19 protein-coding genes are annotated in these 18,482 nt (G+C 63.7%); 5 read left to right on the forward strand and 14 right to left on the reverse strand.

Going from position 1 to position 18,482, the window contains the following annotated elements:
• Position 1: 1 nt before the first annotated feature.
• From rplV to rpsL, 11 genes are all read right to left on the reverse strand, one after another.
• A complete protein-coding gene (gene rplV / locus B4F07_RS09655) occupies positions 2-382 on the reverse strand; it encodes a 50S ribosomal protein L22 (RefSeq protein ID WP_088439838.1) in 381 nt (126 codons plus the stop codon).
• Positions 382-657 carry a 30S ribosomal protein S19 gene (gene rpsS, locus B4F07_RS09660; protein ID WP_039578279.1) on the reverse strand — a complete coding sequence of 92 codons (276 nt, stop codon included), beginning with the start codon at positions 655-657 and terminating at the stop codon, positions 382-384. The genes rplV and rpsS overlap by 1 nt, the downstream gene beginning before the upstream one ends.
• Positions 658-660: 3 nt before the next feature.
• A complete protein-coding gene (rplB, locus tag B4F07_RS09665) occupies positions 661-1,512 on the reverse strand; it encodes a 50S ribosomal protein L2 (RefSeq protein ID WP_293701248.1) in 852 nt (283 codons plus the stop codon).
• Positions 1,513-1,533: 21 nt separating this feature from the next.
• A complete protein-coding gene (locus B4F07_RS09670; RefSeq protein WP_293701247.1) occupies positions 1,534-1,842 on the reverse strand; it encodes a 50S ribosomal protein L23 in 309 nt (102 codons plus the stop codon).
• A complete protein-coding gene (gene rplD / locus B4F07_RS09675) occupies positions 1,835-2,461 on the reverse strand; it encodes a 50S ribosomal protein L4 (protein WP_088439844.1) in 627 nt (208 codons plus the stop codon). Before rplD ends, B4F07_RS09670 begins: the two co-directional genes overlap by 8 nt.
• Positions 2,462-2,463: 2 nt before the next feature.
• Positions 2,464-3,240: a 50S ribosomal protein L3 gene (gene rplC, locus B4F07_RS09680; RefSeq protein ID WP_293701246.1), complete on the reverse strand. Its 777-nt coding sequence runs from the start codon at positions 3,238-3,240 to the stop codon at positions 2,464-2,466.
• A 298-nt stretch (positions 3,241-3,538) separates the two neighbouring features.
• Entirely contained in the window at positions 3,539-3,850 is a 312-nt protein-coding gene (gene rpsJ / locus B4F07_RS09685; protein ID WP_011543089.1) for a 30S ribosomal protein S10, read from the reverse strand.
• A gap of 148 nt (positions 3,851-3,998) precedes the next feature.
• Positions 3,999-5,189 carry an elongation factor Tu gene (tuf, locus tag B4F07_RS09690; protein WP_088439845.1) on the reverse strand — a complete coding sequence of 397 codons (1,191 nt, stop codon included), beginning with the start codon at positions 5,187-5,189 and terminating at the stop codon, positions 3,999-4,001.
• Positions 5,190-5,351: 162 nt separating this feature from the next.
• Positions 5,352-7,445: an elongation factor G gene (fusA, locus tag B4F07_RS09695; RefSeq protein ID WP_293701245.1), complete on the reverse strand. Its 2,094-nt coding sequence runs from the start codon at positions 7,443-7,445 to the stop codon at positions 5,352-5,354.
• Positions 7,446-7,550: 105 nt separating this feature from the next.
• Positions 7,551-8,021, reverse strand: coding sequence for a 30S ribosomal protein S7 (gene rpsG, locus B4F07_RS09700; protein ID WP_293701244.1), 471 nt, complete (start codon positions 8,019-8,021; stop codon positions 7,551-7,553).
• A gap of 77 nt (positions 8,022-8,098) precedes the next feature.
• A complete protein-coding gene (gene rpsL / locus B4F07_RS09705) occupies positions 8,099-8,470 on the reverse strand; it encodes a 30S ribosomal protein S12 (RefSeq protein ID WP_037515637.1) in 372 nt (123 codons plus the stop codon).
• 306 nt (positions 8,471-8,776) lie between these two features.
• Here rpsL and B4F07_RS09710 point away from each other — a divergent pair, with 306 nt between their 5' ends.
• Positions 8,777-9,277, forward strand: coding sequence for a DNA-deoxyinosine glycosylase (locus tag B4F07_RS09710; protein ID WP_293701243.1), 501 nt, complete (start codon positions 8,777-8,779; stop codon positions 9,275-9,277).
• A gap of 111 nt (positions 9,278-9,388) precedes the next feature.
• Here the strand turns inward: B4F07_RS09710 and B4F07_RS09715 are convergent, their stop codons facing one another.
• Both B4F07_RS09715 and B4F07_RS09720 read right to left on the reverse strand, forming a co-directional pair.
• On the reverse strand, positions 9,389-10,690 hold the full coding sequence (locus B4F07_RS09715) for a metal-dependent hydrolase family protein (protein ID WP_293701242.1): 1,302 nt from the start codon (positions 10,688-10,690) through the stop codon (positions 9,389-9,391).
• Between the two features lie 42 nt (positions 10,691-10,732).
• The gene (locus tag B4F07_RS09720) at positions 10,733-13,093 is read right to left on the reverse strand and encodes a S8 family peptidase (protein ID WP_293704741.1); all 2,361 of its coding nucleotides are present in this window, start codon (positions 13,091-13,093) and stop codon (positions 10,733-10,735) included.
• Between the two features lie 189 nt (positions 13,094-13,282).
• Between B4F07_RS09720 and B4F07_RS09725 the strand changes: the two genes are divergently transcribed.
• The 3 genes from B4F07_RS09725 to B4F07_RS09735 all read left to right on the forward strand — a co-directional run bounded on the left by B4F07_RS09725 (position 13,283) and on the right by B4F07_RS09735 (position 17,031).
• Positions 13,283-13,975, forward strand: a complete 693-nt coding sequence (locus B4F07_RS09725; protein ID WP_414711754.1) for a pyrimidine 5'-nucleotidase — start codon at positions 13,283-13,285, stop codon at positions 13,973-13,975.
• Positions 13,972-14,814 carry a 2,3,4,5-tetrahydropyridine-2,6-dicarboxylate N-succinyltransferase gene (dapD, locus tag B4F07_RS09730; protein ID WP_293701239.1) on the forward strand — a complete coding sequence of 281 codons (843 nt, stop codon included), beginning with the start codon at positions 13,972-13,974 and terminating at the stop codon, positions 14,812-14,814. The genes B4F07_RS09725 and dapD overlap by 4 nt, the downstream gene beginning before the upstream one ends.
• A gap of 126 nt (positions 14,815-14,940) precedes the next feature.
• Complete coding sequence (locus B4F07_RS09735) at positions 14,941-17,031, forward strand: TonB-dependent receptor (RefSeq protein ID WP_293701238.1); 2,091 nt, start codon at positions 14,941-14,943, stop codon at positions 17,029-17,031.
• 57 nt (positions 17,032-17,088) lie between these two features.
• Here B4F07_RS09735 and gpmA read toward each other — a convergent pair whose 3' ends face one another.
• Complete coding sequence (gene gpmA, locus B4F07_RS09740; protein WP_293701237.1) at positions 17,089-17,775, reverse strand: 2,3-diphosphoglycerate-dependent phosphoglycerate mutase; 687 nt, start codon at positions 17,773-17,775, stop codon at positions 17,089-17,091.
• A 188-nt stretch (positions 17,776-17,963) separates the two neighbouring features.
• On the opposite strand from gpmA, the gene B4F07_RS09745 reads away from it, so the two are divergent.
• Positions 17,964-18,425, forward strand: a complete 462-nt coding sequence (locus B4F07_RS09745) for an Hsp20 family protein (protein ID WP_293701236.1) — start codon at positions 17,964-17,966, stop codon at positions 18,423-18,425.
• The last annotated feature ends 57 nt before the right edge of the window (positions 18,426-18,482 follow it).

Raw genomic sequence — 18,482 nt, forward strand, 5'->3', positions numbered from 1 at the left:
ATTACGCCTCTTCTTCCTGTTCGCGCACAACGATGCGGATGCGGCTGAACGGCTTGACGATCCGGGTCGACTTGCCGCGACCGCGCGCATGCCACCGCTTCATCGAGATCGACTTGCCGACGCTTGCTTCCTGGATAACCAGCGCATCAACGTCGAGGTTGTGGTTGTTTTCCGCGTTGGCGACGGCGCTGGCGAGAACCTTGCGCACGTCGACAGCCATCGCCTTCTTCGAAAAGGTGAGGATGTTCATCGCGTCTTCGACCTTGCGGCCGCGGATCAGCGCAGCGACGAGGTTCAGCTTCTGCGCCGAACCGCGAATCTGCGTGCCGACTGACAGCGCCTCGTTATCCGCAACGCGGCGGGGGGACTTTTCCTTGCCCATTAGCGTTTGCCCTTCTTGTCAGCAGCGTGACCGGGGAAGAAGCGCGTCGGCGCAAATTCACCCAGCTTCATGCCGACCATGTCTTCGTTGACCGATACCGGCACGAACTTGCGGCCGTTATAGACGTTGAAGGTCAGCCCCACGAACTGCGGCAGGATGGTGGACCGGCGTGACCAGGTTTTGATAGGCGCATTGCTGCTGCCTTCCTGGGCCGTTTCGGCTTTCTTGAGCAGATGGAGGTCCACGAAAGGACCCTTCCAGACCGAGCGAGCCATGGCTTACCTCTTCTTCTTCGCGTGACGCGACCGGATGATCATCTTATCGGTCGATTTGTTGTGGCGCGTGCGCGCACCCTTGGTCGGCTTGCCCCACGGGGTAACCGGATGACGGCCGCCCGAGGTACGGCCTTCGCCGCCGCCATGCGGGTGATCGACCGGGTTCTTAGCAACACCGCGGGTCAGCGGGCGCTTGCCGAGCCAGCGGCTGCGACCGGCCTTGCCGAGGTTGGTGTTCTGGTTGTCGGGGTTCGAAACCGCGCCAACCGTACCCATGCAATCGCCGCGAATGTAGCGCTGTTCGCCCGAACCGAGACGCACGATGACAAGACCGCGGTCACGACCGACGACCTGCGCATAGGTGCCAGCCGAACGAGCGATCTGGCCGCCCTTGCCCGGCTTCATTTCGATGTTGTGGACGATCGTGCCGACCGGCATCTGCGACAATTCCATCGCATTGCCCGGCTTCACATCGGTCTTTTTGCCCGCGATCACCTTGTCGCCAACCGCCAGACGCTGCGGCGCCAGGATGTAAGCGACGCGGTCCTTGCCAGCATCGTCCTTGCCATAGTTGACGAGGGCGATGAACGCGGTGCGGTTGGGGTCATATTCCAGACGCTCGACCGTGCCTTCGACGTCCCACAGGCGGCGCTTGAAATCGACGATGCGATAACGCTGCTTGTGACCGCCGGCGATGCCACGCGAGGTGACATGGCCCTTGTTGTTGCGGCCACCGGTCTTGTTCTTGCCTTCGGTCAGCGCCTTGACGGGCTTGCCCTTCCACAGCGACGATTTGTCGACGAGAATCAGGCCGCGCTGCGCGGGGCTGGTCGGATTATAGGACTTAAGTGCCATTTTCTTTGCCTCTTCCTACAATCAGACGCCGGTGGTGACGTCGATCGACTGGCCTTCGGCCAGACGAACGATCGCCTTCTTCACGTCGCTGCGGGTGTAGGGCTTGCCCTTCCAGCGCTTGGTCTTGCCCTTGGTGATGAGCGTGTTCACGCCGATCACCTTGACATCGAACAGCGCCTCGACGGCGGCCTTGATGGCGGGCTTGGTCGCATCGCCTGCGACCTTGAACACCACCGCGTTGTTTTCGCTGAGCATCGTCGATTTTTCGGTGATCACTGGAGCCAGGATCACGTCATAATGACGAGCGTCGACAGTTTTTGCCTTAGCCATTGAAGCGTGCCTCCAGCTTTTCGAGGCCGGCGCGGGTCAGGACCAGCGTATCGGCGCGCAAAATGTCATAGACGTTGGCACCCATCGCCGGCATCGAGTTGATACCGATCAGGTTGGCCGACGCCATGGCGAAGCTTTCGTGCACCGCATCACCATCGATGAAGAGTGCGCGATTGCCGAGTTCGAGCTTGCCGAGCTGGCCGGCGAGCGCCTTGGTCTTGGCATCCTTGAGCTCGAGCGTGTCGAGAACGAGGATTTTGCCGCCCTTCGCCTTGTCGCTCAGCGCCATTTTCAGGCCGAGCGTGCGGATCTTCTTGTTCAGCGAGTGGCCGAAGGTGCGGGCACGCGGGCCATGCGCCTTGCCGCCGCCGATGAAGATCGGAGCTGCGCGATCGCCGTGACGGGCGGTACCGCCGCCCTTCTGGTTGCCGAACTTCTTGCCGGTGCGCGACACATCGCTGCGTTCGCGAGCGGCACGCGCCGGACCGCGGCGCTTTTCGAGCTGCCAGCTGACAACGCGGTGAAGGATGTCGGCGCGCGGGTCGACGCCGAACACATCGTCATTGAGATCGATGTCTGCGCCGGCCTTGCCGTCAATGGTGTGAACCTTGACCTTCATGATCAGGACTCCTGTGCGCCGTCGGTGGTGGCAGTGTCGACCACGGTGTCTTCGACCGGGGTTTCCACAGGCGCATCAGCCGGGGCTTCTTGATTGGCGTTCGCCGCGCTCTTGATGCCCGCCGGATAGGGGGCTTCGGGATGACGCGGCAGCTTGACGGCGTCGCGGACCATCAGCCAGCCACCCTTCGAGCCAGGGACCGAGCCCTTGACGAAGAGAAGGCCGCGCTCGACGTCGGTGCGGACGATTTCGAGATTCTGCTGGGTGCGATTGCGCGCGCCCATGTGACCGGCCATCTTCTTGTTCTTGAAGACGCGGCCCGGATCCTGACGGTTACCGGTCGAACCATGCGCACGGTGGCTGATCGAAACGCCGTGGGTGGCGCGCATACCGCCGAAACCCCAACGCTTCATCGCACCGGCAAAGCCCTTACCCTGGGTCACGCCCTGGATGTCGACGATCTGGCCAGCGACGAAATGGTCGGCCGACAGTTCGGCACCGACGTCGAGCGTCGCGTCGTCAGCGACGCGGAATTCGACGACCTTTGCCTTGGGCTCGACTTCGGCCTTGCCGAAGGCGCCGCGCTGCGGCTTGGCGACGTTCTTCGCCTTGGCCGATCCGGCACCGAGTTGGACGGCCACATAGCCGTCGCGTTCTTGTTCGCGCACAGAGATAACCTGACAGCCTTCGAGGCTCAGGACGGTGACGGGCACATGGCGGCCGTCGTCCTGAAACAGGCGGGTCATCCCCATTTTCTTCGCGATCACGCCAGTCCGCATGATCATACTCCTCAACAGAGGCCGGGCGGACCATTCCGCACGGCGTGTGGGCCTCCGTCGGGGCGAACCCCGGTGGAAACCCTCCCAGCCCAGAATTTCGATGGTCGCCCCGTCCGGGCTGAGGTGCCGCCTTCCCGAGGGAGAAGCGGCGAGACGGGGGACGCAGCCCGGACCATGTTGCTTCCAGGGAAGCGGTCCGGCGGTATCCACCCTATCGTCGGTCCGGATCGCTCCGAACAATGCAGTCACCGAAGTGTCTGCCGATAGAGACCCCGGCCTGCGCCGGGGCGTCGCTAGCTTAAGCCAGCTTGATTTCTACGTTCACGCCCGCGGCAAGGTCGAGCTTCATCAGCGCATCGACCGTCTGCGGGGTGGGCTGCACGATGTCGAGCAGCCGCTTGTGGGTACGCACCTCGAACTGCTCGCGCGACTTTTTGTCGATGTGCGGGCCGCGGTTCACGGTGAATTTTTCAATGCGCGTCGGCAGCGGGATCGGGCCGCGAATAAGCGCTCCGGTACGACGCGCCGTGTCGGCGATGTCGGTGGTAGCCTGATCGAGCACGCGGTGATCAAAGGCCTTGAGGCGAATGCGAATATTCTGCGTTTCCATGACTATTCCAGTCGAATCCCGTCTGACGATGCGAAAGAGCCGAAATGGCCTGTTCCGGCCCCCTACTGGAAGCCGGCCCGGCCATCAAAAATCTTTAAGCTACGAGCCGCCCGAATCGCTTCCGAATCAGGCGGCTCGCGGCCCTATATTACTTTGTGATCGTCGCCACAACCCCTGCGCCGACGGTACGACCGCCTTCGCGGATTGCAAAGCGCAGACCCGGGTCCATGGCGATCGGTGCGATCAGCTTGACGGCCAGCTGGACGTTGTCGCCCGGCATCACCATTTCGGTGCCCTCGGGGAGGATGACCTCGCCGGTGACGTCGGTGGTGCGGAAGTAGAACTGCGGACGATAGTTGGCGAAGAATGGCGTGTGACGGCCGCCTTCGTCCTTCGACAGCACATAAACTTCCGAAGTGAATTCGGTGTGCGGCTTGATCGTGCCGGGCTTGCAAAGAACCTGGCCACGCTCGACTTCTTCACGGCCGACGCCGCGGATCAGCGCGCCGACGTTGTCGCCAGCCTGGCCCTGGTCGAGCAGCTTGCGGAACATTTCGACGCCGGTCACGACGGTCTTCTTGGTGTCCTTGATGCCGACGATTTCGACTTCTTCACCAACCTTGACGATGCCGGTTTCGATACGACCGGTCACAACCGTACCGCGACCCGAAATCGAGAACACGTCTTCGATCGGCATCAGGAAGGGCTTGTCGAGCGGACGTTCCGGCTGCGGGATCCACGCGTCGACGGCTTCCATCAACTTCAGGATCGCGTCCTTGCCGATGGCGTCGTCGCGGCCTTCCAGAGCGGCAAGCGCCGAACCCGGGATGATGGGGATATTGTCGCCGTCGAAGTCGCGCTTCGACAGTTCTTCGCGGATTTCGAGCTCTACGAGTTCGAGCAGTTCGGGATCGTCCAGCTGGTCGACCTTGTTCAGGAAGACGACCATGGTCGGCACGCCGACCTGCTTGGCGAGCAGGATGTGCTCCTTGGTCTGCGGCATCGGGCCGTCAGCGGCCGACACCACCAGGATTGCGCCGTCCATCTGGGCAGCACCGGTGATCATGTTCTTCACATAGTCGGCGTGGCCCGGGCAGTCGACGTGTGCATAGTGACGCGCGCCGGTTTCATATTCGACGTGGGCGGTCGAAATGGTGATGCCGCGCTCGCGCTCTTCGGGCGCCTTGTCGATGTTCGCGAAGTCGACGGCGACGCCGCCCGACGTTTCGGCGAGCACCTTGGTGATCGCTGCGGTCAGCGAGGTCTTGCCATGGTCGACGTGACCGATGGTGCCGATGTTGCAGTGCGGCTTGTTCCGCTCAAATTTTGCCTTGGCCATGATCTTACCCTTGTCCTTAGTCTGGCGTGTCTAAATGCTCAGAAAATTGTTCGTTCGGCGGAACCGCCTGATGAAACAGGCGCCGCCATTAGTCGGCTTTGCAGAAGAGGGCAAGCCCTGCGGGGTGAAAGCGGCCCGAAAGCCGTTCACCCCGCAAAAAGCTTACGCCATTTTGGCTTTCACCTCTTCGGCGACGTTCGTCGGCACTTCTTCATAATGCGAGAATTGCATCGAGTAGCTGGCGCGACCCTGGCTGAAGCTGCGCAGCTGATTCACATAGCCGAACATGTTCGCTAGCGGCACGATCGCCTCGACGACCTGGGCGATACCCCGGCTGTCCGTGCCCTGAATCTGGCCGCGACGGCTGTTGAGATCGCCGATCACGTCACCCATGAATTCCTCAGGGGTCACAACCTCGACCTTCATCACCGGCTCGAGCAGCTTGATGCCGGCCTTCGCCGCCACTTCGCGCATCGCCGCACGGCCTGCGATTTCGAACGCCAGCGCCGACGAGTCGACGTCGTGATAGGCGCCGTCCGTCAGACGGATTTCGAAGTCGATGATCGGGAAGCCGATCATGTGACCATTTTCAGCCGACTCGCGCATGCCCTTTTCGACCGACGGGATATATTCGCGCGGAATGTTGCCGCCCTTGATCTCGTCGATGAAGGTGATGCCCGCGCCGCGCTCGCCGGGAGCAACGGTCACCTTGACGCGGCCGAACTGGCCCGAGCCACCCGATTGCTTCTTGTGGGTATAGTCGACGTCGACCGCTTTCGCGAGCGATTCGCGGTACGCCACCTGTGGCGCGCCGACGTTCGCTTCGACCTTGAACTCGCGCTTCATTCGATCGACGAGGATGTCGAGGTGAAGCTCGCCCATGCCCTTGATGATCGTCTGGCCCGATTCATGGTCGGTCGACACGCGGAACGACGGATCCTCAGCAGCCAGACGGTTGAGCGCGATGCCCATGCGTTCCTGGTCGGCCTTGGTCTTCGGTTCCACCGACAGCTCGATGACCGGCTCGGGGAATTCCATCCGCTCGAGGATGATCGGCGCATTGGTGGCGCAGAGCGTGTCCCCGGTGGTGGTTTCCTTGAGGCCGGCAAGCGCCACAATGTCGCCCGCATAGGCTTCCTCGATGTCTTCGCGGCTGTTCGCATGCATCAGCAGCATGCGGCCAACCTTTTCCTTCTTGTCCTTCACCGAGTTCAGGTACGTGCCCTTGTTCAGGGTACCCGAATAGATGCGGGCGAAGGTGAGCGAGCCGACGAACGGGTCGTTCATGATCTTGAAGGCGAGCAGCGACAGCGGCGCATCATCGGCGGGCGGACGCGAATCGGGCGTTTCGCCGTCGAGCTTGAGGCCCTGCACGTCCGGAATGTCGAGCGGCGAAGGCAGATAGTCGACAACCGCGTCGAGCAGCGTCTGCACACCCTTGTTCTTGAACGCCGAGCCGCAGAGGACCGGAACGAACGCCTGCGCCAGCGTCCCCTTGCGGATCAGCTTCTTGAGCGTGGCGACGTCGGGAACGGTGCCTTCGAGATAGGCTTCCATCGCGTCGTCGTCCTGTTCGACGGCGAGCTCGACGAGCTTTTCGCGATATTCGGCAGCCTTGTCGACGAGGTCGGCGGGGATCGCTTCATAGAAGAATTCGGCGCCGAGGCTTTCGTCCTTCCAGATGATCGCGCGCTCGTTGACGAGGTCGACGAGTCCCTTGAAGTCGCCTTCGGCGCCGATCGGCAGATACAGCACAGCGGGCGTCGCACCCAGGCGATCGATGATCGTCTGGACGCAATAATAGAAATCGGCGCCGGTGCGGTCGAGCTTGTTGACGAAGCACATCCGCGGCACTTTGTACTTGTCGGCCTGACGCCACACGGTTTCCGACTGCGGCTCAACGCCGGCAACGCCGTCGAAGGCGGTGATCGCACCGTCGAGGACGCGCAAGCTGCGCTCGACTTCGATGGTGAAGTCGACGTGGCCGGGGGTGTCGATGATGTTCAGGCGATGCTCGGGACCCTGGCCTTCTTCGGCCTTCCACAGGCAGGTCGTGGCAGCCGACGTGATCGTGATGCCGCGTTCCTGTTCCTGTTCCATCCAGTCCATCGTCGCGGCGCCGTCATGGACTTCGCCGATCTTGTAGGACTTGCCGGTGTAGTAAAGGATACGCTCGGTCGTCGTGGTCTTGCCGGCGTCGATGTGCGCCATGATCCCAAAGTTGCGATAATTTTGGAGCGGATGGCTGCGTGCCATGGTCTTTTCCTTGGATGTGGGGGGCGGCCTGTTGAGCCGCCCCCGATATAGGAAGAATTGTTGCGATTGCGAGACGCCCCCAGAACACGGGGAGCGTCCCGGCAATTACCAGCGGTAGTGGCTGAAAGCGCGGTTCGCTTCGGCCATACGGTGGGTATCTTCGCGCTTCTTCACCGCGTTGCCGCGGTTGTTCGACGCGTCGAGCAGCTCACCCGACAGGCGCGCGGCCATCGTCGTTTCGCTGCGGTTGCGCGCCGCGGTGATCAGCCAGCGGATCGCCAGCGCCTGCGCGCGGTCGGGGCGGACTTCGACCGGAACCTGATAGGTCGCACCGCCGACGCGGCGGCTGCGGACCTCGATGTTCGGGCGGATATTCGCCAGCGCTTCGTGGAACACGGCGAGCGGTTCCTTCTTGGCGCGGGCTTCGACCGATTCGAGCGCACCGTAAACGATGTTTTCGGCGACCGACTTTTTCCCGTCCAGCATGACGCTGTTCATGAATTTCGACAGCACCGTATCACCGAAACGGGGATCGGGCAGGATTTCGCGGCGTTCAGGACGACGACGACGAGCCATAGGATATTCCTTTACCAACAGCGTCCCGGCGCAGGTGCGACATCGGGACGATCAATTCACCAGAAAAAGCGGCGCCCTTACTTCGGACGCTTCGCGCCGTACTTCGAACGGCTCTGCTTGCGGTCCTTCACACCCTGCGTATCGAGCACGCCGCGCAGGACGTGGTAACGCACACCGGGAAGATCGCGGACACGGCCGCCGCGGATCAGCACAACGCTGTGTTCCTGAAGGTTGTGGCCTTCGCCGGGGATGTAGGTGATGACTTCGCGCTGGTTGGTCAGGCGGACCTTCGCAACCTTACGGAGCGCCGAGTTCGGCTTTTTCGGGGTCGTCGTATAGACTCGGGTGCAAACGCCGCGCTTTTGCGGGTTTGCGTCCATCGCCGGGACCTTGGACTTCACCTTCTGGGGAGTCCGGCCCTTGCGGACCAGCTGGTTGATCGTGGGCATGAATGCTTCACCTTTAAATGTTCGCCCATCGGAGCGAACGGTTACTGTACCGCGGTGGATGAAGCATTGGTCCAAAGTCCCGCAGAAATCCGCGGAAAACGGGCAACCTTGTAACAGCAAAAGACCCCGGCTGATCATCTCGATCGTCCGGAGGCTTCATCCGCGCCAGCAATGTTCAGCGCTGTTGTAACCGAAAAAGGCGGTTAAGCGCCGCTTTCGATCGACGCGGCCCCTAGCGGTGATTCCCTTGAGGGTCAAGGGGCGAGCAAGATTGTTGCGCCACGCCCGCCGGGCTATCGGTGGCCGATGCCCGCGATCCGCCACGCCAGCTTTGCACCCCAGGTCGCCCCCGACACCCGGCTGCTGATCCTCGGCAGCCTGCCCGGTGCGCGGTCGCTCGCCGAGCGGCAATATTATGCGCATCCGACGAACCAGTTCTGGCGGCTGGTCGGTGCGGTGATCGGCGAACCGCTTGCAATGATGCCCTACGACGACCGACTGGCCCGGCTGCGCGCCGCGAAGATCGGCCTGTGGGACGTGATCCGCACCGCCGAACGACGGTCGAGCAGTGACAGCGAGATTCGCGCGTTTGAAGCGCAGGATCTAGCGTCGCTGGTGGCTACCTTGCCCAAGCTGAGCATGATCGCATTTAACGGTGGTACGGCGGCGGCCATCGGACGGCGGCAATTGCCGCCCCTGCAAAGCATCGCCGTCATTGATCTGCCATCAAGTAGCGCCGCCAACACCAGCGGCTACGCTGCCAAACTGGAGGAGTGGCTACGGCTGCGCGACGCGCCAGCGCAATAACCCATCGTCATTGCGACCCCGGCGAAAGCCGGGGGAAGCAATCCATAGCGGTTACCGCCTACTCTGGATTGCCGCGTCGCTTCGCTCCTTGCAATGACGAGGAAGGTGAGATCAGTCGATCACCCTGCCCCGCGCCATCACGAAATCGACCTTTTTCAGCGCCCGCACATCGGCGATCGGGTCGCTGGCGACCGCGATGATGTCGGCGCTCTTACCCGGCGCGATGGTGCCGATTTCATTCGACAGGCCGAGCAGGTCGGCGGCGTTCACCGTTGCGGCCTTCAGCGCCGCGACCGGGGTCATGCCGTGCTGCACCATCAGTTCGAACTCGTCGCCGTTGCGGCCGTGCTTCGATACGCCGGCGTCGGTGCCGAAGGCGATCTTGACTCCGCGCGGGACGAGCTGTTCCAGGCTCTTGCCGGTGATTTCGATCCGCCATTTGATCTTGGCCAGCACATCGGGTTCATAGGCGCCCGGATTAGCCGCGATGCGTTCCTTATAGCCATTCACCGTCGACAGCGTCGGGACATAATAGGTTTTCGATTTCGCCCATTGGGCCATCGTCGCTTCGTCGAGGATCGTGCCATGCTCGATCGAATCGGCGCCTGCGGTCAGCGCAAGGCGGATGCCATCGGCGCCATGGGCATGGACCGCGACTTTTTTGCCGAACAACTGGGCGGTTTCGACGATCGCCTTGGCCTCGTCGTCAAACATCTGTTTGCCCAGCCCGGCGCCAATGCGGCTGTTGACCCCGCCGGTCGAGGCGAATTTGATCACATCAGCGCCGCGCCCGACCTGGAGCCGCACCGCGCGGCGACAATCGTCGGCGCCGTTGCACGTATTGCCCGCCCCTGCAAAAAAGGGCCGCAGCTCGTCGCGATAGCCGAGCGAGCCGTCCATATGCCCGGCGCTGCCCGAAATGCTGGCCCCCGCATCGACGATGCGCGGCCCCTGTACCTTGCCCGCGAGGATCGCGTCGCGCAGCGCCAGCGTCGCGCCGTCGCCATCGCCGAGGTTGCGGACCGTGGTAAAACCCGCGCGCAGCGTCTTCATCCCGTTGACCTCGGCATTGAAGGCCTGCGCTGCGGGGCTGAGCGTGACATCCTCCAACTGCCCCGCGATGCCGCCCGCGTCGCTGGTCAGATGGACATGGCTGTCGATCAGGCCGGGGAGGACATATTTGTCCTTGACGTCGATCAGCGTCGCGCCGGGTTCGGCGGACTGATAACCGTCGGCGACACTGACGATGCGCCCGTTTTCGACGACGATCGTCGACGCGCCACGCACCGGCTTGCCGGGTTCGGCGAGCAATTGCCCGGCGTGGATTACGGTGCGCGCGGGCGCCTGCGCAGCAAGCGGGGTTACGAGCGCCGCGCCGAGCAGCGCGAGCGGAAGGCAATGGATCGGTTTCATGCTGGCATCCCCTGATTTGAGTATGGGGTCCGTTAAAGCCGATCAGAAGCCGAGCGTAAAGCGCAGCGCCGCGCCCTTGTCGTCGGACAGCGCGGCGATATGGCCGGGATCGCGGCGGACCCAGCTGTTGGCGATCAGGTCGCCGCCAAGCAGGGACAAGGCATAGCTCGCCTCGATCACCAGTTCGCGCCCCGTCGGCGCAAGACTGTAGGTGCGGCGGCCGAAATCGGTTCGGCCGCTGGCATAGTCATGCGCGACGGGCAGCAAGAGGTCGATGCCGCCCCGCGCGACGCGCATGGGCTGGGCAAAGCGGAGCGCCGCGCGGTCGCCGGGACGGAGCAACCCCGCCTTGGCGACGTCGAACGAGAAAGCCGACGACCATAGCGTGCCGCCCGCGACCAGCCCGCCGCCAGCGGGGCGAGTCCACATCTGGCGCCACGCACCCGACAGGCTCCACCCGTTCGCGAGGTCGACGCCGAGGCTGGCGTCACCGACCAGGCTGGTTGCCCCAGCCGACCCGAAAACCGGACCGAGCCGCGCGCCAAGCAGGCTGTCCGATTCGCGCAGCCAGCTGCCCCCGAGCGCGGCGCGGGCGGGTCCGAACCGGGCATCCCACGATGCGCCAAGCCGCTGGTAGCGACTGTCGCGGCCCGAGCGATAACGAAGCAGCGGATCGTCCTGCCAGCGCGAGCCCGCCACCCAGCCATCGTCCATCATGATGCTGACATAGTGATTGGCCGCGACGTTGTGACGCAGCACCAATCCGATCCCGGGGGTCGCGGCGAAGCCCAGCCCGTCGTGCGCGCCATCACCGATCAGCATCGCGTGGCCGCGCTCGCCGCGTTCGCCCGCGAGCAGGCCGCTGATTCCCCGGCCAGCGGCAAAGCCGATCCGCGTCCGGGCATCGAGGCGCGTCATCACCGACGCCGCAAGGGTACGCGCCATGCGCGCGTCGTGGAACGACAACCCGGCCAGCGCATCGCCCCCGCTTGCACCCGTCGCAGTGACGAGCGACAGCGCGGTTATATGGTTGCCGGCGCTTTGCTGGCGCACAAGACCGCCGAGCACGCCCGACAATTTGAAGTCGGGGCGGCGCGGCGCCAGCGACTGCCCGAAGTCGACGCTGAACGCGCGGCCAAAGCCATCGGCTACCAGCCCAATCGTGGATCCGGCGCGCCCCGCGCCCGCATCGCCCATCGGCCCGCCCAGGATGCCAAGCGCGCTGCCCAGATTTACAACGGTCGCCGTCCCCGCGAGCGTCGTCGCCCCCATGGGCTGAAACGCACGCGCAATGTCAAGCACGCCCTGTCCATAGACCGCGTCGTCACCCGCCGCCCCGGCATCGCGCGCCGATTGATAAAGCAATTGCACGATCTGCTGGCTCGAAAGGTTCGGAAATGCCTGGGCCAGCAATGCGACCGCCCCGGCGACTTGCGGTGCGGCAAAGCTGGTGCCGCTGATCACGAACACAAAATTGCCGCTGGTTTCGATCACGCCGTCTTTATAGGCGCAGCATACTCCTTCGCCGAGTGCCGCGAGATAGGATCCGGCATAAGTGCCGGCGCGGTTGCTGAAATCCGAACGTACGCCGTTTTCGTCCACCGAACCGACGATGATGACGAGCCCACCCCCGGCATCGCGAAGCCCTTGCGCAAACAGACCGGGGTTGTTCGGGTCGTTGCCCCCCGCCGTCGTGTCGCCTTCGTTACCCGCCGAAAGGATCACGATGATTCCGGCGGCGGTTGCGCGCTGCACCGCGGCGCGCAACGTCGCGCCGGGGCCGTCGTCGCCGCCCAGCGAGATATTGACGACGCGGGCGCCCGCCGTCACCGCGCGGTCGAGCCCTGCGGCGATCGCGCTTTCAGGAAACAGGCACCCGCTTTCGTCATTGGTCGGATCTTCGGTCGCGCAGCTGCCCGGGCGGTCGGCGCGTAGTACGAGCAGATTGGCATTATAGGCGATACCCATCGTGCCCGCGTCATTCTTTGCTCCGAGCAATATCTGCGCGACATTGGTGCCGTGCGTGCCCTCGCCATTGATGCCGCGCGATCCGGCGAGGTCGGCCGAGAAGGACGAGATGCGACCGGCAAATTCGGGGCTGTCGGCGTCGATGCCGTCGTCGATGACCCCCGCCAAAATCCCCTGCCCCGTCGCGCCCGCCTGATAGGCAGTGATCGCGCCGTGGAAGTTGACCCCGTCCGATCGCCGCGTTTCGGCAGTGTTGAAATTGCCCGTCGGTGGCGGCGTGGGCGTCGGGGTTGGTGCGGGGGCCGGCGTCGGGGTCGGTGCGGGCGCCGCGGGCGGAACCGGTGTCGGGGAAGGCCGCGCCCCACCGCCGCCGCCGCAACCGGCTAGCGATAGCGCCGCGACGCTGAGCAGCAGGGGCAAAGGCCGCCCTGCCATCCGCCGGACGCCTTTGCGTCGGTTCTGATGCACCATCGCCATTCCTTTTGCCCTGACCGCCGCTAGCCTAGCGGAGCGAATAGCGAAGCGGTAGCAAAGAGGTGTTAATCCGGAGTTCCAATCCTCCCTGTCGCGCAGCGATGGGGAGGATCCAATTTGCTGGTCTTGCCGCCGCTTCTTCCACCCTTTATGCGCCGCCCCGCCATGCCCGTCCCGCTTCACCATATCGATTGCTGGATCTTCGATCTCGACAACACGCTCTATCCGCCGTCAGCACAGCTGTTCGACCTGATCGACGAGCGCATGGGTGCCTTCATCATGCGGCTGCTCGATTGCGATGCGGTCGAGGCGCGGCGGGTGCAGAAGCTTTATTTTCACGACCATGGCACGACCATGGCGGGGTTGATGCGTCACCATGGCGTCGATCCCGAAGATTTTCTGGTCGACGTCCATGACATCGCCCTCGACCGGATCGCGCCCGACGCACGGCTGCGCGCGGGATTGGCGCGGCTGCCCGGGCGCAAGCTGGTGTTTACCAACGCCGATGCCGATTATGCCGCGCGCGTGCTCGATGCGCGTGGCATCGCCGACCTGTTCGGCGGCATCTGCGACATTCGCGCCACCGGCTATATGCCCAAGCCCGATCCAGCGGCCTATGCGACGATGATTACGCATCTGGGCATCGACCCGGCGCGCAGCCTGTTTGTCGAAGATATGGCGCGCAACCTGACCCCGGCCAAGGCGCTGGGGATGACCACCGTCTGGCTGGACAATGGCAGCGAAAGCGGCCATCGCGACCACCTGCCGGACCAGGTCGATTTTCACGTCAGCGACCTTGCCGACTGGCTCGATAGCTTGCCTGCACCCTGGGGGATTTCATGACGACCGAACTGCAATCGACGATCGACGCCGCGTGGGAAGCGCGCGACGCTTTGGGGCTGACAACGCAGGGTACCGTGCGCGAGGCGGTCGACACCGCGCTCGCCGGGCTCGACGACGGCAGCTTGCGCGTCGCCGAGCGTGACGCTGGGGGGACATGGCAGGTCAATCAATGGCTGAAAAAAGCGGTGCTGCTATCGTTTAGACTCAACGACATGGAACTCATCGAAGGTGGCCCCGGCGACGCGCGCTGGTGGGACAAGGTGCCGTCGAAGTTTGCCGGGTGGGGCGAGAATCGTTTTCGCGACGCGGGTTTCCGAGCTGTACCCGGTGCGATCGTCCGCCGCGGCGCCTTTATCAGCAAGGGCGCGGTGCTGATGCCCAGCTTCGTCAATATCGGCGCCTATGTCGGTGAAGGGTCGATGGTCGATGCCTGGGCCACCGTCGGCAGCTGCGCGCAAATTGGCGCCAACGTCCATCTGTCGGGCGGCGCCGGGATCGGCGGGGTGCTCGAACCGCTGCAGGCCGGACCGGTGGTGATCGAAGATGGCGCCTTCATCGGCGCGCGCGCCGAAGTCGCCGAAGGCGTGATCGTGCGCGAGGGCGCGGTTCTGTCGATGGGCGTCTATCTCGGCGCCTCGACCAAGATCGTCGACCGCGCGACGGGTGAGATTTTCATCGGCGAAGTGCCGCCCTATGCGGTGGTTGTTCCCGGCGCGCTGCCCGGTAAGCCGTTACCCGACGGCTCGCCCGGCCCGTCGCTGTACTGCGCCGTGATCGTCAAACGCGTCGATGCCAAGACGCGCGCCAAGACCGGCATCAACGAGCTGCTGCGCGACTGAAGCCCCATTGCCGCTCGTCGAATGCTGCGTCGGGTTGGTAGAAGTTTGACATCGTTTTGCGATCGCCCTGCCCAAAGCAGCGCGCGGAACGCCCGCCGCCGGCGTGTCCGGTTGGGGGAGGAAACCATGCGTCGCATTTCAGCTGTTTCGTCGCTGGCCATGGCTATGGCCTGCTCGCCGACGTTGGCGAAGGCGCAAGAAGTCGCACTTGACCCTACCCCGGCTATCGAAACGCCCGCCAACGGCGCGCAGCGTTACACCCAGAGCGATTTCGCCAGCTTTTCGCCGCGCACCGCGCTCGACATGGTCGAGAAGGTCCCGGGCTTCCTGATCGTCACCGGCACCAACGGCGGTGAGCGCGGACTGGGAGCCGCTACGCAGAATGTCCTGATCAACGGCGAGCGTATCGCCAACAAATCGACCGATGCGCGCAGTGCGCTGCAACGCATTGCCGCCATGCAAGTGGCCTATATCGATATCGTCGATGGTGCGAGCCTGGACGTCCCCGGCCTGACCGGTCAGGTCGCCAATGTGGTTCTGGTCGCGGGGGCGGCGCAAGCTGGCTTTACGACGACAATGCGCTGGCAACCCGAATGGCGACCGCGGATTGCCGACAATTGGTTGAACGGCGAGGTTTCGACAACCAGTCGGCTCGGCGGCACCAATGTCACGCTCAGTCTGAAAAATGATGCCACTCGGCAGGGGCATTGGGGGCCAGAACAACGCTTTGACGGCAATGGCGACCTGCGGTTCGTGCGCGACGAGTTCGGCGCTTATGACGGCGACCGGCCGCGACTGTCGGCGGCGCTCGCGCGCACGACGGTGAACGGCAACAAGTGGAACTTCAACGCCGGCGGGCAGCTGCAGCTGCTACGCGATCAGGTGACGGGTTCTTCGGTCCAGCCCGTCTTCGGCCGGGTGACCGAGAAATTCCGCTTCACCGAGAATGAGTATAATTTCGACATCGGCGGCGATTATGAGCTGGGGCTGGGCAAGGGTCGGCTGAAGCTGATCTCGCTCTATCGCTTTGAACACAGTCCTGTCGTCGACAGCTTCGTCGTCGAGCGCGAGTTCGGCGTGAGGTCGGGCGAGCGCTTCACGCAGCGCGCCGATGAGAGCGAATCGATCCTGCGCGGCGAATATAGTTGGCGCACCGCGGGCGGCACCGACTGGCAGGTTGCGCTGGAGGGCGCCTACAACACGCTCGACGTCGACGCCGAATTTGCCACGTTGCAACCCGACGGCAGTTTCCTGCCGATCATCTTCGGCGGCGAGACGACCCAGGTCGAGGAAAGACGCGGCGAAGCGTCACTGACCTGGGGGCGTGCACTCGCGTCCAACCTGACCGCGCAGATCAACCTTGGCGCCGAATATAGCGGGTTGTCGTCATCCGGCCCGGGCGGGCTGACCCGCCGCTTTATTCGTCCCAAGGGCAAGCTCGCGCTGGCGTGGAAGCTGGGCGCCAAGACGACCGTCAACTGGTTCGTGCAGCGCCGCGTCGATCAGCTCAATTTCTTTGATTTCGCCAGTTCGGTCGATGTCGCCAATGGGCAGGGCAATGGTGGCAACGGGTTGCTGGTGCCCCCTGTTTTGAACCGAACCGAGCTGGAGTTCGTTCAGGACATGGGCGCATGGGGCAATGCCTCGGTCGCCTTCGCTTATGCCTATGCGCAGGATCTGGTCGATCAGATCCCGCTGTCGCCGACCACCGAAGGCCGCGGCAACCTGCCGGGCGCCCATCTCTATCGCATCAGTTCAAAGGCGACGCTGTTGCTCGACCGGCTGGGCTGGAAAGGGGCGCGCATCAACAGCGACCTGACCTGGCGCCGCAACCGGGTGCGCGATCCGCTGACCGACGGATGGCGCAACCAGAGCCAGGGGCAGGAATATCTGGTCGATGTGAGCCTGCGGCATGACATTCCGGGATCGAAGCTGGCGTGGGGGGCGGGCTATTTCGATGAGCGCTACAGCCCCAATCTGCGGCTCGGCGCGATCGAGAACGACTACACAGACGGCGCATTCGTCACCGCCTTTGTCGAGCATAAGGATGTCGCCGGGTTTACGGTGAAGCTGTCGTATCGCAATCTGGCCGGGATGATCGACGCATTCGACCGCACCGTGTTCGTCGATCGCCGTGACGGGCCGGTCGCTTTCAGCGAAAGCCGGCGGCGCAAGTTCGGGCAATATGTCCAGCTGACCATGACGGGGACGATTTAAGCACAGTTATTCCGGCGACGCCCGGAGGACGAGGCAAGGGCGCCGCGCCGCCTTTTTTTACCGCTCGCTCAGATAATAGCGCTCGCGCGCAGTCAGATCGGCGTTCAGTTCGTAAACAATCGGCTGGCCGGTCGGAATTTCCAGGCTGGTGATATCGGCGTCCGAAATGCCCGACAGATGCTTGACCAACGCGCGCAGGCTGTTGCCATGGGCCGAGATCAGCACGGTTTTGCTCGCGGCAAGCTCGGGCACGATCGAGGCTTCATAATAGGGGAGCACACGCTCGATCGTGTCTTTCAAGCTTTCGGCTGAGGGGATGGCGATGCCCGCGTAGCGCGGATCGCTGGCGAGATTCCAGGGCGAGCCCGGCTCGAGCGGTGGCGGCGGGATGTCGAAGCTGCGGCGCCAGATCTTGACCTGATCGTCGCCATGCTTCGCCGCGGTCTCGGCCTTGTCGAGCCCGGTCAGCCCGCCATAATGACGCTCGTTCAAACGCCAGTCCTTGGTCACCGGTAGCCACAAGCGTCCCATCGCCTCGAGCGCCAGATTGAGCGTCTTGATCGCGCGCGACTGGACCGAGGTGAAGCAGGAGTCGGGCGCGATGCCCTTGGCCTTCATCAACTCGCCCGCCGCCCACGCCTCGGCCACGCCCTTTTCGGTGACGTCGACGTCCCACCAGCCGGTAAAGCGGTTTTCGAGATTCCACTGCGACTGGCCATGACGGATGAGGATGAGCTGGGGCATTTCGGATCCTTCGGACGGGGCGTTTGACTGCCCCTTAGCGTGGCTTTCGCATGAACGCCAATCACCCTCTTGAAATGGTTTCACGCGCACCCAGATTTGCAGCATCCGGTCGCCGAAACGGGGCCGGGTGGCGATCGCGGCGCGCCGCCGCGGTCCCTGACTTCGCTTTTAGGAAAGGAAGAAAGACCATGCGTAACAGTTTTGACTGGACCCCCTATCGCCGTTCGACCGTCGGTTTCGATCGGCTTTTCGATTTCCTTGAAACCAGTGGTTCGGGGGCGGAAAATTATCCGCCGTTCGACATCGAAAAGGTCGCCGACGATCATTTCCGCATCACCGTGGCGGTCGCCGGTTTCAAGAGCGACGAAATCGAGATCGTCGCGCAGCAGAATATGCTGACCGTCAGCGGCCGCAAGGCGCCCGCCGCCGAAGGCGAAGAGCGGCAGCTGCTGTATAGCGGCATTGCGACGCGCGCGTTCGAGCGCCGCTTCCAGCTCGCCGATTTCGTGCGCGTGAGCGCCGCCGACCTGGCCGACGGGCTGCTGATCATCGACCTGGTGCGCGAGGTGCCCGAGGCGATGAAGCCGCACAAGATCGCGATCGGCGGCAACGCGACCCCGACGTTGGTCGAGGACAAGCAGGCGGCGTAAGGCCTGCCAACGCACGCTCCCAAGGCGTAACGAACGGGGTCCGGAGTCCCTTCCGGA

It is taken from the genome of Sphingopyxis sp. UBA6723, assembly GCF_002454115.1.
Classification (GTDB): Bacteria; Pseudomonadota; Alphaproteobacteria; order Sphingomonadales; family Sphingomonadaceae; genus Sphingopyxis.